We start from the raw sequence: 13786 nt of genomic DNA on the forward strand, positions 1-13786 counted from the left end.
CTTTGGGGCTGCAACGCCAGGTACACCGCTGTCAGGCGCTTACATCGACTAGAGTACGCCCCCGGACTTTACCCTCAAGCACCCGATCGGCAATGGCAGGAACCTCGGCCAAACCTATCACTGTAGTCGTGCTTGCCAGTTTTTCCAGATCCAGATCTGCAGCCAGGCGCGACCAGGCCTGCAAACGCACCGGCTGCGGCGCCTGCACCGAGTCTATGCCCGCCAACGTCACGTTGCGCAGGATGAACGGCAGCACCGATCCGGGCAGGTCGGCGCCCTGGGCCAAACCGAAGGCCGTAACGACGCCACGATACCGAGTCTGTGCCAGGGCGTTAACCAGGGTGTGGCTGCCTACCGAGTCGACGACGCCAGCCCAACGCTCCTTGCCGATCGGCGCGCCCGGTTCAGATAGAGTCCGGCGATAGATGATCTCGGCCGCGCCCAGCGTGCGCAAATAGTCGGACTCTAAGGCGCCCGGTTGAAGCAATCACCCGGAAGCCAAGGCTTGATAGCAAAGTGATCGCTACGGAGCCCGCGCCGCCATTGGCACCGGTCACAAGAACGTCGCCGCTCTCAGGCGTCAAGCCACCCTGTTCAAGCGCCAGCACAGCCAGCATTGCTGGTGTAACCCGCAGTGCCTATCGCCATCGCCTCTTTGGTCGAAAACATTTGCGGGACCTTAATCAGCCAGTCACCGCTGACACGCGCCTTTTGCGCGAAGCCACCGTGCCAGGTCTGACTTAACCCCCAACCGTTGGCCAACACACGGTCGCCAGCGACGATGCCGGGATAGGTGGAAGACTCGACGATGCCCGCGAAATCAATGCCTGGAATCAAAGGGAACTGGCGGATGATCGGAGACCGGCCACTGACCGCCATTGCATCTTTGTAGTTTACGTTGGAGTACTCGATCCTCACGGTGACATCACCGGGCATGAGATCCTGATCGTTGAGGTTGACCAGGTTGGTCGAAATCAACTCGCCCGTCTTGCTGGTTAGCAGTGCTTTGAAGGTCATGATGTTCTCCTGTTCAAGAGGATGTCGCGATGCAGACCAAAGTAATGGCCAATATCAATACAGACGCTGATAGCTCAAAACTGGCGCTGCAGCCTATGGCCAATCCTGTAACGGATGTTGTGCAATAAACGTATCCAGACGCTTTGCGACCTCGTCCGGCGCAGAATCGGGAAAGAAATGACCGCCTGGAATGGCCTCGCTGGCCAAGGTCGTAAAACGCTCCGACCAGGTAGCAGGAATGTCGTAGTGTCGAGCCATTGCGCCTGACGCGCCGTAGAGAATCTGCGCGGGAACCGCAATACGTCGTCCTTGATCAATCGAGTCGTCCGCAAAATCGACCGCCAGTGCAGCGCGGTAGTCGTTGCAATAGCCAGCGATGGTCGCCGGGTCTCTCCATGATTCCCGGTACGCCAACAGTTGCTCAGCATTGAAGTCCTCAGGCCCGGCCGCCCCCCATCCGAAAAGACAACTCTCGAAGAAAAAATCAGGATCAGCCTCGATCATTCGCTCGGGAAAAGGCGCAGGCTGGGACAAGAAGAACCAGTGCCAGTAGCTGTGCGCGACTTCCTTGCGCAGATCGGTCAGCAGCACCGTCGTTGGCACGATGTCCATCAGCGCTACGCTTGCGACCGAATCGGGGTGGTCGAGCGCCAAGCGATGCGCGACCCGCGCGCCACGGTCGTGACCAACAAGGTGGAACCTGGTATGCCCTAGCGCACGCATAAGCGCCAATTGGTCCAACGCCATTGCCCGGAACCCGTAGTTCGCCAGGCTTGACAGAGCCGTGGGCTTGCTCGACGCACCATATCCGCGCAAATCCGCGCAAACGACCCGATGGCCTTGCGCGACCAGCGCTGGCGCAATTTTCGCCCAAACGGCCATGGTTTGCGGGAAGCCGTGCAGCATCAGTACAGGTTCGCCTTCACCTGCAACGACACAGGCAATTTCAACTTCACCTACGTTGATCTGATGCCGTTTGAACCCTTCAAACATAAGCCCCCCTCACACGACAATGTTCAAAACCTGGCCTTTTGAATGGCTTGCTGCCGGTCCAGATTTCTCGGAGCACGGAGTATCTGACCTTAATGATCACCCTCCCTTTTGCCCGACCGGTCTCAAGGTAGGACAAAGCGCCTGTATAGACATCATGAAGCCCTGCCCTCCTTGAAAGATCATAGAACTATACTTTTCGTATAGCATTTAAAATATACAAAACGTATAGTTAATTCAACAGCGACACTCGACCCACCCAAGCAGCGAGCACTACATGAGAACGGCTATGCGATTGGCAGCAGAAGGTGTTCAAACGCTGCGCGCTTTCCAATCGGGAGCTGCGCGGTTAGCGGCGCTATCGGAGGGAAAAGCTTCTGGCTCTGAGCGGCTGGTGCTCGTCCATCTACCGCATCACGCTACGTATCGGCTGAGCAAAATATGTACAATAAGTCATGACAAACAAAACCTATGGCCAACTCTGCCCAATCGCCCGTTCACTGGATGTGCTGGGAGATCGCTGGACGCTGCTTTTGATTCGCGAATTCCTGCTGGGGCCCAAGCGATTCAAGGACCTGCTCGCGATTCTGACCTCGATGGGTCCAAACCGGCTCTCAGAGCGTCTCGCCATGCTAGTGGAGAACGCCGTTATTCAACCCGTCACGCTACACACGCCTGCTGCTACGCCCGCTTACGAGCTGACGGCACTCGGCGAGCGACTGCGCACGCCAGTGCTCGCGCTGGGTTTCTGGGGGCTGAGCCTGCCGGTCGACGAGCGCATCGATCCGTCCAGTGCGCGGGCGGAGCTCATAGCACTTTGCCTGACCGCCGCGAACGACTCGGTGGCGAGCGTCGGTTTGCACGAGGTGTACGAATTTCAGGTGGGGGCAGAAATCTTCCATATTCAAGTCAGCGACGGGAGCCTGTTGGCGAGGTCCGGGTCCTGCACGGAGCTTGCCGACGTCAAGATCCAGTGCGACATGGAAACTTTCATTGCACTGGCTCTACGCCAGATCACGCCAACCCAGGCGCTTCGCGAAGGACACGCAAAACTGCTGCACGGCGATCGTCCAGCGTTTACGCGCGTGTTCAAAGTGCTCGAGTACAAGCCCTAAGCCCAGGGCTACTCCACCCCGAAAACCATTCCTCCTTGACCGCCGGCGCTCAATTCGCCACGTTGCCGCGCGCGCAACAGCGCGGGCGCCTTAGCTGCAAGCCAAACCTATTTATCCCTGTTTACCTGCATCCGGTGTCATCCGGTGGTAACCCCGTGCACGTCAAGCGCTCATGCGGCGTGTCCCCCCTTGTAGAGAACTCACCATGACCGCCTCTTCACCTGAAGAAAATCTGCTTAACCAACCTTTATACCTTCCGAACGGCAGTGCTTTGCGCAATCGCCTGGCCAAGGCGGCCATGAGCGAAACGCTGGGCACTTACAACAATCATCCAACATTGAAGCTGGTCGAACTGTACCGGCGCTGGTCCGCGTCAGGTATTGGTTTGCTCATGACCGGAAACGTCATGATCGACCGTCGTGCGCTCGGTGAGCCAGGCAACGTGGTGATTGAAGATGAAACCGACCTGCCTGTACTCCATCAGTGGGCCCGTGCCGCAACCGGGCAAGGCGCAGCGATCTGGGTGCAGCTCAATCACCCGGGCAAGCAGTCGACCAAAGGCCTGAACCGCAGCAACCTGGCGCCATCCGCCGTCCCGTTTCGCAAGGACATGGCCTCTCTCTTCGAGACGCCACGCGAGGCCACGACGGCCGAGATCGAAGACATCATTCAGCGCTTTGGACGCAGCGCAGCCATCTGCAAGAAAGCGGGCTTCAGCGGCGTGCAGATCCATGGCGCACACGGTTATCTGATCAATCAGTTCCTGTCGCCCCACCACAATCGGCGCACGGATGAATGGGGTGGCAGCCCTGAAAAACGCCGGCGTTTCGTGTTGGCCGTCTATAGAGAAATCCGGCGCCAGGTCGGTACCGATTTTCCGGTCGGTATCAAGCTTAATTCAGCGGACTTCCAGCACGGTGGTTTCACTGAGCAGGAGTCCATGGCAACGATCCACGCACTCGCCGAAGCAGGCATCGATCTGATTGAAATTTCCGGCGGAACCTACGAGGCGCCCGCCATGAGCGGCGGCCTCAAAGAAACCAAAAAAGCATCCACCGTAGCGCGTGAGGCTTACTTTCTGGAGTTTGCCGAGAAGGTGCGCGCCTCGATCAACGTACCGCTGATGGTCACAGGCGGTTTCCGCAGTGCCGCTGCGATGAACGCCGCACTGCGTTCCGGAGCACTGGATGTGATTGGCCTCGCGCGGCTGTTGGCGATTGATCCCGAGGCACCGGGCGCCCTATTGCAAGGGCAGGACAGCGCGCAGCGTGTACGACCGATCACCACCGGCATCAAGCAGATCGATAAGATGGGGGTCATGGAAATCCTTTGGTACACGCTGCAGCTCAAGCGAATAGCCAGCGGCCGTGATCCAAAACCCTATGAGAGTGGGCTTTGGGCGTTTGCAAAATCGCTGATGAAAAGTGGCTGGGGCACGTTCCGTACGCGGCGCACGCGCGCATGAGCCCTGCGGTTGCTGACCCTATCGCACCGATTTTCACTGTGCCTGCCTCCGTCCGTACACAGGTTCAACGGCGATGCATGCCCAACATGACAACCTCCTGGAGGACTTCAACATGACCTATACCCATTTAACCGCTCCTACCCTCTATGTCGACGTCGATGGGGACACTTTTGCCTATCGCCGCTGGGGTAACGACAAGACGGATCAGCCGCCACTGTTCCTCCTCCAACACTTCCGGGGAGGTATGGATCATTGGGACCCGGTCATGACGGATGGGCTTGCGGCGGGCCGCGAGGTCATTCTCTACAACGGTCGCGGAATAGCCTCCTCTTCCGGCGAACCGCGTAACCGAATTGAGCTGATGGCCGACGACGCTGCTGCGGTGATTCGCGCACTTGGTCTATCAACAGTCGATGTCCTGGGTTTCTCGCTCGGCGGTTTTATCGCTCAGGACCTGGCTCGGCGCCATCCCGATCTGGTGCGCAAACTGATACTGCTGGGTACAGGGCCTCGTGGCGGTAATCCAGACTCAGACCCTGGCGTGTTGGAGGCAGCACCACGCCCCGTACCAACAGTGGAAGATTTTCTGTTCCTGTTTTTCGGTCGATCCGAGGCGGCGCGACGGGCAGGACGCGATTTCTGGGAACGCCGCCATCAGCGTGTCGACCAGGATCCGCCAAGCTCTGTGCAGGTAATGCAGGCACAGATCGAAGCCCATATGCACTTCATGCCCAAGCTGGACCCTAATGATCCTTTCAATCATCTGCGCGCTATCAAACAGCCAACGTTCATCCTGAACGGCATGAATGACATCATGGTTCCAACGGTCAACTCATGGTACATGGCCCAGAACATTCCGAACGCCCAGTTATTCTTGTACCCGGATGCTGGCCACGGCGCCCAATTCCAATGCCCTGAGCGGTTTCTGAAACACGCCATCACATTCCTTAACGAATAACTACTTACGGAGTCAGCACATCATGCTGAAGTTTAGATTTTTGTTGTGGGCGTTGACCAAGCTGTTACAGCGAGCAATCAGGAGAAACCCCGGCTGCGCAAAACTTGTTAAAGGTAAGTCGCTGGTCTTTCAAATTCAAACGGAGGGCGGCGTGGGTCGCTACTTCACCGTCGCAGACGGCAAGATAAAGTCCGCCGCAGGCTTAACTGAAAAACCAGCATTCACTCTATCGTTTAGAAACGCAGAAAGAGGTTTCGCCATTCTGTCTGCTAAAGACAGTAAAGATGAATTTCTAACCGGTTTGCGTAAAGGCGATCTACACATCAGCGGCGACTTTGTTGAGGTGATGTGGTTCCAGGGATTGACGGAATACTTACAGCCCGCTAAAAACCCCGCGCAGTTTTTTTTTACTACGCGCTAGGGCTAGACACACTCGACTCTGGAGAAAAAATGCATCGTTTATTTGCAACGGCCTTAATGTGCTTAACTTTTGGAGCAACCTTTACTACCGCATCCGCACAGACCCAGGCAGTTGGCTATCGCTCGCCAAGCCCATCATCAAGCGAATCGCAACCGGCTGTCGAATGGCGAAATGTCCGCACCCAGTTCATCTCAACAGGCGGTGTTTACTACGCCTATCGTGAACTTGGACAAAATCAGGCTGGCAAGCCCGTCGTGTTTCTAAACCACTTGGCCGCCGTGTTGGACAACTGGGATCCGCGTGTAGTGGACGGAATTGCGGGGAAACACCACGTTGTCGTATTCGACAACCGTGGGATAGGCGCTTCAACCGGCGAACCCGCGACAACCATTGAACAGATGGCTGATGACGCGATCAGCTTCATCAAAGCCAAGGGCTATACGCAGGTCGATCTGTTCGGGTTCTCGATGGGTGGGATGATTGCCCAGGAAATCGTACTCAAGGAGCCGAAACTTGTCCGCAAGATCATCCTGGCCGGGACCGGCCCGGCAGGTGGCGAGGGCATCAGCGCCGTCTCCGGCGTTTCGAATAGAGCCCTGATTCGGGGCCTCTTCACGGGCCAGGATCCGAAACAGTTTTTGTTCTTCACGCGTACCGCTAACGGAATCACCGCTGGCAAAGCGTTCCTGGAACGGTTGAAGGAGCGTTCTGAAAAGCGCGACGACGAGATCACCTTTAGCGCTTATCGGGCGCAGTTAAAGGCACTGCGCGCCTGGGGCGAAAAGCCCCCCGCCGATCTTTCTGTCGTCAAGCAATCGGTGCTTATCGCCAACGGAGAAGACGACCTGATGGTTCCGATTGAGAACTCGCGTAATCTCGCACGCAGGCTCCCTCACAGCGAGTTGCTCATCTACCCTGATGCGGGCCATGGAGGCATATTTCAGTTTTACGCCGACTTCGTACCCGCCGCGCTCAAGTTTCTGGCTCGTTAATACATTTTTGCATCCGCCTGGCTCGAACGCCAGGCGTCGATGTGGCCTTCCCAACTGACTGTTTGTAACTGATCCATAAACCCCACCTATCCAAACAAACAGCACGTGAGGAAGGGGGGGGGGGGTAATCAAGTCACTGGCGCGGAGACCATTCTCGGCACAGTTACTTCATTTTTTAGGCCTGATATCCACCACCATCCCCGCCTGTACATTTTTGATCGGTGACAGTAAGTGCGGCGAAATATTCCAGCGTTGGCCGGTGTCGGTTACCACTGTGACGGTCTTGCGATTGAACTTCATGACGGTAACGGACAGGCGCTCACCATTGGGTGAATCGAAACTTACCCGTGCTCCTGGATGGAACTGCATCATCGATTTATGAGCCTCCAACGACTCCAACATCTTCAGCCGTTCGATAATGTGATGATTCAATGTCACTAATTCATCGACACTCAGATGATCAATATTGATACTCATGATGCCCTCCAATTCCAGGGTAGTAACGCCTCAACATCTTCAACTGATTCAGCCTGCGGTAATCGCTCCAGTACATGGCGCAGCCACGTATAGGGCTCCTGGCCGTTGGCTTTAGCCGTTTCGACCAGACTGTAGATCTGCGCACTGGCGGTGGCACCCTTGGGCGTGTCACTGAATAGCCATGCTTTGCGACCGATCACAAACGGTTTGATTGCTCTTTCGGCGGCGTTGTTGTCGATCGGTAAAAAACCGGCCTCCACGTAACGTTCCAGCCGGCTCCAGTTGCTGCCCAGATAACTGAGCGCCTTGCCGAGAGCACTTTGCGATGCGACTTGCGGCTGAGTTTTCTCCAGCCAGTTCAACTGCGCGAGCACCGGCAAGCTCTTTTCCTGGCGACCGGCAAAGCGCTGCTCATCCGTCATTTCTTTCAAATCACGTTCGATACCGTACAACTTGTTGATCATCGTCAGCGCAACATCGGCCCGACCGGTTTTACCCTTGATGGATCGCTTACGGAGCATCGTACCAATGCCAGATGCAAGCCTAGGTGCCAGCTAATCGGCATAGGGGACGGTCTTCATAGACCGTACTCCTGCCACACCACCCGGCATGCGGGTCCGCACCGGGCGGTTCGAGAGATTGAGGTCAGGAGAGACGTGGTAGTCCCAAGCGGTCGAACCATGCAATTTCAAGCACTCGGTTCATTTCCATACGGCTGTTACGCCACCTGCTGCGCGAGCTTCCCGCAACGTTGCGTGCGCTTTCCTCGCGCGCACCAAGTGCTCGTGGCTCTCTGTAGATAGTCGTTCCACGCTTCCAGTGTTTGAGTTGGGTAGCTCGGAGTCGATGTCGTATCCATTCGTCCAGCTCTCGCCAGTTTCGCGGGGCTTGCGACAATCCAAAGTAAGCTTTTCACCGCAGCAGATAAGGACGCAGGCCGTTCACGACTTGAGGTACTGCTTCCGGTCTCGATCATTGGTACCCAACAGGCAAATATGCCGTTCGATCGAGGAACTCTTCGTGAAACGAATCACTCCCCTAACCCGTTTAACATATGGAAATATTTTGTAGCTATCCAATACCTTTGGCCAAGGCGGTATGAACATAAACTACCCGCGCTAAGAAAACCCACCTGCAGCATAGCAAGATCGCGGGAAAGTTTTATATTGAAGTCTCTCATCTTTTACCAACGAAAACGCCCGACCGACTGCTGCAAGTCACTACCTAAACGAGCTAGTTCTACTGAAGAACTCATCGTTTGCCCCGACTTAATTGCAGACAGGTCAGCCATGCTGTGAATCTCTATGATATTTTGGTTGATCTGAACCACTGTAGCGCCCTGCTCTTCGGCGCCTGCAGCGATCTGATGGTTCATGGCTTGAATATCAGCTACTGCTTGAGTGATCTCAAGCAACGAGGTACGCGCTTGCTGGGCTAGATTTACAACCTCTCTAGTTCGTAAATTGCCGCGCTGCATAAGCTCCCACGCCGTATGGCTTCCCTCCTGAAGCGAAATTACGAGACTTTCTATCTCCTTTGTCGATTGCTGAGTACGCATCGCGAGCCCTCGAACCTCGTCCGCAACCACTGCAAATCCGCGTCCTTGCTCCCCTGCTCGAGCAGCCTCGATTGCCGCATTTAATGCCAAGAGATTAGTTTGCTCTGCGACAGCTTTTATTACATCAATCACCTGATTTATGCATTCACTATCGTGCTGAAGTCTTTCCATCGCGCCGCCTAACTTAGCCATATCCTCAGAGAGGCATTCTATATATTCGACTGCACCATTTACTACTCGCTCTCCGCCGCGTGCCTTTTCATCCGCCATGCTTGCCAATGTAGCTGCTTCCTCTGTACTTTGTGCAATCGCTTGAACCGTTATCACCAGTTCATTTATAGCAGCAGAGACCTGTGCTATTGCCAATTTCTGCTGTTCAATATCAGTTTGAGCCTGCGCACAAATCGACGAAAGTCCCTCGGAGGCAGCAACCAATTGCTCTGCTCCCTGATTGATGTCTCCTACGAGATGACGTAAACCATTTGCCATTCTACGAGTAGCGCCTTGCAACTTCCCTATCTCATCGTTACGGCAGCTTTCCTCCACATCGACCAAATCACCAGAGGCAATGCGCTCAGCCCACTGAACAGTCGCTTTTAGAGGAGGAACAAGTTGATGAGATATGAACCAGACACCACACACAGAGATAAATATAGCTATCAGTGTAGCCCCAGCCAATAGTGTGTATATCAAAGCCACCTTATCATCACGATCCATGACCAGATGCGACATCAGCTTGTCTACCGACCTCTCCAAGCCTGCAGCTTGACCAGCCAACTGCTCAGTTTCTTCCCTCCAAGAAACTGGAACTCCCGGAGCCGATCCGAAATTATTAGGCAACGCAGCGCGGACCAGTCCAGAAAACTTCCGATCATGGGCAACCAGCTCGTTAGTTAACCCATTCAAGTCATCTGTCGCCGGAGACACGAACGAAGGAAAAGATTCTTCAATACTACTCTTTAGCCGCTCCATTGACGAGGCTCTATCTTGAAGAGCTTGTTCATCATGAAGTAGCAGATATTGCCTTTCCGCCGCCTTTAGATTTTGCACTTTCACCATAAGATCACTAACTTTCCCACTTTTCTCTAGCAGACCGGAGAGTGCGAAAACACTGTAAAACCCAGTAAGCGTGACAATTAGTCCTACACCAATAACCAGAGAAAACAAGAGCATCAACTTGGATTGAACCCCAAGCCCTCCCAACATATGGTCACTATTCGCCACAATCATGCCCCTTATTTTTGTTATAAAATGGTAGCTCTGTGTTTCCAACACGCTGCCTTCAAGGAGACTCCGAAAAAGTCAGCCCTTTCCAGTCAATTGCCGGTCGATTCTCCTTCGGTCCTCCACATCAGAACTGTGGTCCCAGCGCCAAGGATAGCGATTAGACCTAGACCGACCGAGTCAATAGCCAACCTCATGACCACAAGAGAGTTTCCCGAATAGAAGGCGACGACTTCGATCTGCGCGCCGTCAGGACCGAGCGGGAATGGCAACAGTCCTAACAAAACTAGCCCGATAAAACTGACCGCGATCGCAATGAATGCGAACCAACCACTCAATTCTCAGAACGCGATTCAATTCAGAATTATTATTGGATCTTACCGAGAGTTACTAGGAGTGGCTCGGTACGGAAACCGGTCCTTGCCTAACCTTTATCGGGAAATTCTCAATAACCTGTTTGACCGCCCTGTTCGCCGTGCGCGTGCAGGCGGCGGTCCCTGCGTCGCCGAACTCCTTAACGCCGTCACCCACGTTCCACAAGTTGGCGACCGGCGTTTCGATTGGCAAATCATAGCCGGTGATCGCGCGTTGCGCCGGCCACTCATGCGCTGTCACGTCGATCGCGACGATCATTGATTCATCGAAGCCCGGGAAGTAGTCCTTCAGGTCAGCGATGAGCAGTTGCTTTTCTTTCTCAAGGTCGAAGTCGCCACGCGCCGGACGCGGCGTGGATGCCCCGCAGTAGAGGTACCACTCACCTGGCCGCAGGATGCGCTTCTGCTCCGGTGCGCTGAAGTTGCCCGCATAGGTCAGGCGTCGGCTCTTTCCGATCAGCGCTAGGCCGGGCCACTGCACCAGCGGCTTGGGACTGGCGAAATGAATGGTAATGATCGCGGCACCATCGGTCGCTTTCTCCACCGATTCGGCGTAGCCGACAGGGAAGTTTTCAGCACCAGCGATGCGGACCGTGTTCAGCGGGCCGACATTGCTTACCACCACGTCTACTGACACGGAGATAGCTTGCCCCTCATGCTCAATCTCGGCACCGGTGACCAGGCCGTCCAAGCCGAAGATCAGCCGCTTCACCGGCGAGTTCAGCCAGACCTCGCCGCCCTGGGATTCAATCCAGTTGGAAAGCCCCTTCCATACCTCGATCGTGCCTCCCACTGTGTAACCGATGCTCTTGAATGATGTACCCTGGGTCAGGCAGAAGAGGAACACCTCGGCGAGCACATCCTCACCGGAACCTGCGAAGAACGCACCGCAGACGTTGTCCACCAAGTTGTGGATACGCTTGCTGCGCGTGAACCGGTTCACCCATTCAGTGGTGGACTGACCCTTCTTGGGACGGAAAGCAGGTGCGACCGATCCGATGAACTTGAGCAGATAGGGTACTAGCGTTCTGGCTGTTCCGGTCAGTCCTTTGCCCGGATCGACGTCAAACACGCGCCTCCCCCAAAGCAGCGAGGTCTGCGGCTCGGGTATCCACATGTCGAGCTTGAGTTCAAGGTCCTTGTACAACTCGGCTACCGCACCGTCGCGCTCGATTGCCAGGGCACCGCTGTTCAGCAGGAACCCGTCGACCTCCCGCGTCGAGGCGCGTCCGCCGACACGCTCCAGAGACTCGACTAGCAGCGTACGATAACCAGCCTGTGTCAGCCGCGCCGCAGCGGAAACACCACCTGCACCGGCACCGATCACGAGCGCATCAAATCGAAGCTTATTTTCTATCATTGTCTTTCCTATTAATTCGCCAGAAATAACACGGGCAGAGGATTTATATGATTCTCGATTAAAACCGCCTAAGAACCGTCACACGGGGAGTCGTTCGATTGAATTAAGAATTCAGCCTCCATGCAAAGTAAAATTCCACGCAGTGCAGATTGAACGAATCGCACTGTAAAGTGAGTTACATAACTGAAACAACGGCCAGGGCTTCCGCTTCATAAATTCTAGCCACACGCTACCGTTAATTCATAACAGTTCGCATTGATTTGGTTCCCGCCTGCCCCCCGCCTTGTCTTTATATTTATCACTGCAATCTTAATGGCATTTTTTACAGTTCCCATCGTAAAGCTGATGAGCAGTTGGAAGAAGCCACACCCTCTTTCTAAGTCATTGCCCCCGCAGCAAGTCCCACAACAACGAGGAGTCATTTGCTGCGTAATCTTCAAAATTACTGGCCTTGGTGAAACGTCAACGGCTACTAGAGCGGCACGCGTGAATCCGAACGCTCCGCTCTACCACCTTTAAACTCATCAGGACAGGTCACGTACCAGCCGGTTCGCAGCCAACTCTCCGCTGAGAATTGCAGCCTCAACACCCGCGTGAGCGAAGTAATCTCCAGCCAGATATATTCCTTTAGGCATTTGTTGATGAACCGAATCCATTTTGGCGTAATGGCCTGGCACCGCAATCGAAAGCCCACGCTTGTAATAGAAAACCTCCACAAACGACGGCTCCGGCGCGCTACCAAATACCTCGGTCACCGCCATGAGGGCTTCGCGCTTTATGTCCTCTTCACTCATGCCCTTCAACGGTGGGGTGTAGAAGTAAACGCCTACTGCCTCTCCCCCCGGAGGAACGGCCCCTGGGTGACGACGACTTTGCAACACGCAGGCACCCCAGGTTTTCACCTGGTTACCTGGTAGCGCCAGACTGACCGGGAAGTCTGGCCATGGGTTCTGCTTGTAGCAAACCTGCACATGGGCATACTCGGAATAAGTGCAGTTGCGTAGGCTCTCGCAAGCTGAATTCGGTGCCAATCCCTGCAACAGATCAGCCGATACACCCGGCTCCGATGCCAAGACTACTGCATCGACCTCCACCTCACGGCCCTGAGTGGTCACTACATATCTGGCTCCCTTGCGGCACACGGATTCGACCCTGCTGGAGAGACTCAAATGTACGCCTTGAGAACCTTCAATCAACCAATCCGAAATCTGCCCCATTCCTTTGGGCGGAACGGAAAGCGACAGCTTGTAGAACTGCTGCACAACCGCCTGAAAAAGTGAAATACTCAGCGAACTCAAGGGCACAGCGTACAGAAAACCCATATATGGCAGGGTAATGTACCGCGTTGCTTTATCTCCCAGCACGCGCTCAGACCACGCTTGCAGGCTCTCTCCATTGTCGTGCTTGGCTAACTCAGCGCCGTCGAAGCAGCTCTTAGGTCCGGGAGAAAATAATTGCTTTAGTACGCCGTAGGCGACGCTAAGTTTTTCGCCAAGACTGAAGACAGGAAGCTTGAGAAAGCTCATCACTTGATCGAACTCAACGGTATATCGCTGCTGATCACGGTCGATAATGTGTGCTTTAGCGTCCCAGGGCACCAACTCCTTATACTTGCCAAGCTCTTTGAGAATAGCATTGGTCCGCGGATAGATTCCCCCCATCAAAAACAGGGCTCCCGTCCCGAGGTTGAATCCCTCGCGCTGCATTTGACTGGTTCGACCACCCACTTGGTCTTGAGCGTCAAACAGATATACATCATGGCCATTCTTGCGAAGCGTATATGTCGTAGCACAACCTGCCGGTCCAGCACCAACAACTGCAATTTTCATCGAGTC

The 13786-nt window shown here is 54.9% G+C and carries 10 protein-coding genes and 3 pseudogenes; 5 read left to right on the forward strand and 8 right to left on the reverse strand.

Translation table 11 applies throughout. The features are described 5' to 3' along the window. Positions 1 to 31: 31 nt before the first annotated feature. Together acuI and DYL61_RS03365 are read right to left on the reverse strand one after the other, a co-directional pair. Positions 32 to 1017: pseudogene (acuI, locus tag DYL61_RS03360) on the reverse strand (acrylyl-CoA reductase (NADPH)). A gap of 93 nt (positions 1018 to 1110) precedes the next feature. Continuing rightward, positions 1111 to 2010 (reverse strand): alpha/beta fold hydrolase, encoded by a 900-nt coding sequence (locus DYL61_RS03365; protein WP_135307201.1) that lies wholly within the window; start codon positions 2008 to 2010, stop codon positions 1111 to 1113. Positions 2011 to 2462: 452 nt separating this feature from the next. On the opposite strand from DYL61_RS03365, the gene DYL61_RS03370 reads away from it, so the two are divergent. From DYL61_RS03370 to DYL61_RS03390, 5 genes are all read left to right on the forward strand, one after another. Continuing rightward, positions 2463 to 3122 carry a winged helix-turn-helix transcriptional regulator gene (locus DYL61_RS03370; protein ID WP_202978022.1) on the forward strand — a complete coding sequence of 220 codons (660 nt, stop codon included), beginning with the start codon at positions 2463 to 2465 and terminating at the stop codon, positions 3120 to 3122. A 205-nt stretch (positions 3123 to 3327) separates the two neighbouring features. Then, positions 3328 to 4587: an NADH:flavin oxidoreductase/NADH oxidase family protein gene (locus DYL61_RS03375; protein WP_135307202.1), complete on the forward strand. Its 1260-nt coding sequence runs from the start codon at positions 3328 to 3330 to the stop codon at positions 4585 to 4587. 73 nt (positions 4588 to 4660) lie between these two features. Further along, entirely contained in the window at positions 4661 to 5545 is an 885-nt protein-coding gene (locus DYL61_RS03380) for an alpha/beta fold hydrolase (protein ID WP_238704518.1), read from the forward strand. A 22-nt stretch (positions 5546 to 5567) separates the two neighbouring features. After that, positions 5568 to 5966 (forward strand): helicase, encoded by a 399-nt coding sequence (locus DYL61_RS03385; RefSeq protein ID WP_135307203.1) that lies wholly within the window; start codon positions 5568 to 5570, stop codon positions 5964 to 5966. A gap of 29 nt (positions 5967 to 5995) precedes the next feature. Further along, entirely contained in the window at positions 5996 to 6958 is a 963-nt protein-coding gene (locus DYL61_RS03390) for an alpha/beta fold hydrolase (RefSeq protein WP_135307204.1), read from the forward strand. A gap of 168 nt (positions 6959 to 7126) precedes the next feature. Here DYL61_RS03390 and DYL61_RS03395 read toward each other — a convergent pair whose 3' ends face one another. The 6 genes and pseudogenes from DYL61_RS03395 to DYL61_RS03420 all read right to left on the reverse strand — a co-directional run bounded on the left by DYL61_RS03395 (position 7127) and on the right by DYL61_RS03420 (position 13780). After that, entirely contained in the window at positions 7127 to 7435 is a 309-nt protein-coding gene (locus DYL61_RS03395) for a peptidylprolyl isomerase (RefSeq protein WP_135307205.1), read from the reverse strand. Next, a pseudogene (locus tag DYL61_RS03400) lies at positions 7432 to 7935 on the reverse strand (IS66 family transposase); the annotation flags it as partial. The pseudogene DYL61_RS03400 and the gene DYL61_RS03395, both read right to left, overlap by 4 nt. Before the next feature lie 145 nt (positions 7936 to 8080). Beyond that, positions 8081 to 8395: pseudogene (locus DYL61_RS03405) on the reverse strand (group II intron maturase-specific domain-containing protein); the annotation flags it as partial. Between the two features lie 223 nt (positions 8396 to 8618). Continuing rightward, complete coding sequence (locus tag DYL61_RS31400; RefSeq protein ID WP_135307206.1) at positions 8619 to 10268, reverse strand: methyl-accepting chemotaxis protein; 1650 nt, start codon at positions 10266 to 10268, stop codon at positions 8619 to 8621. Between the two features lie 339 nt (positions 10269 to 10607). Beyond that, positions 10608 to 11951, reverse strand: a complete 1344-nt coding sequence (locus tag DYL61_RS03415) for an FAD-dependent oxidoreductase (protein WP_135307207.1) — start codon at positions 11949 to 11951, stop codon at positions 10608 to 10610. A gap of 524 nt (positions 11952 to 12475) precedes the next feature. Continuing rightward, entirely contained in the window at positions 12476 to 13780 is a 1305-nt protein-coding gene (locus DYL61_RS03420; RefSeq protein WP_135307208.1) for a protoporphyrinogen/coproporphyrinogen oxidase, read from the reverse strand. Positions 13781 to 13786: the final 6 nt, after the last annotated feature.

It is taken from the genome of Pseudomonas nabeulensis, from assembly GCF_004682045.1.
Taxonomy (GTDB): domain Bacteria; phylum Pseudomonadota; class Gammaproteobacteria; order Pseudomonadales; family Pseudomonadaceae; genus Aquipseudomonas; species Aquipseudomonas nabeulensis.

Bases quoted from the DNA above. Each gene is read 5' to 3' on its own strand.
- DYL61_RS03370 (WP_202978022.1), top strand. From the start codon at position 2,463: ATGACAAACAAAACCTATGGCCAACTCTGCCCAATCGCCCGTTCACTG.
- DYL61_RS03415 (WP_135307207.1), bottom strand. From the start codon at position 11,951: ATGATAGAAAATAAGCTTCGATTTGATGCGCTCGTGATCGGTGCCGGT.
- DYL61_RS03395 (WP_135307205.1), bottom strand. From the start codon at position 7,435: ATGAGTATCAATATTGATCATCTGAGTGTCGATGAATTAGTGACATTG.
- DYL61_RS03420 (WP_135307208.1), bottom strand. From the start codon at position 13,780: ATGAAAATTGCAGTTGTTGGTGCTGGACCGGCAGGTTGTGCTACGACA.
- DYL61_RS03390 (WP_135307204.1), top strand. From the start codon at position 5,996: ATGCATCGTTTATTTGCAACGGCCTTAATGTGCTTAACTTTTGGAGCA.
- DYL61_RS03365 (WP_135307201.1), bottom strand. From the start codon at position 2,010: ATGTTTGAAGGGTTCAAACGGCATCAGATCAACGTAGGTGAAGTTGAA.
- DYL61_RS03380 (WP_238704518.1), top strand. From the start codon at position 4,661: ATGCATGCCCAACATGACAACCTCCTGGAGGACTTCAACATGACCTAT.
- DYL61_RS03385 (WP_135307203.1), top strand. From the start codon at position 5,568: ATGCTGAAGTTTAGATTTTTGTTGTGGGCGTTGACCAAGCTGTTACAG.
- DYL61_RS03375 (WP_135307202.1), top strand. From the start codon at position 3,328: ATGACCGCCTCTTCACCTGAAGAAAATCTGCTTAACCAACCTTTATAC.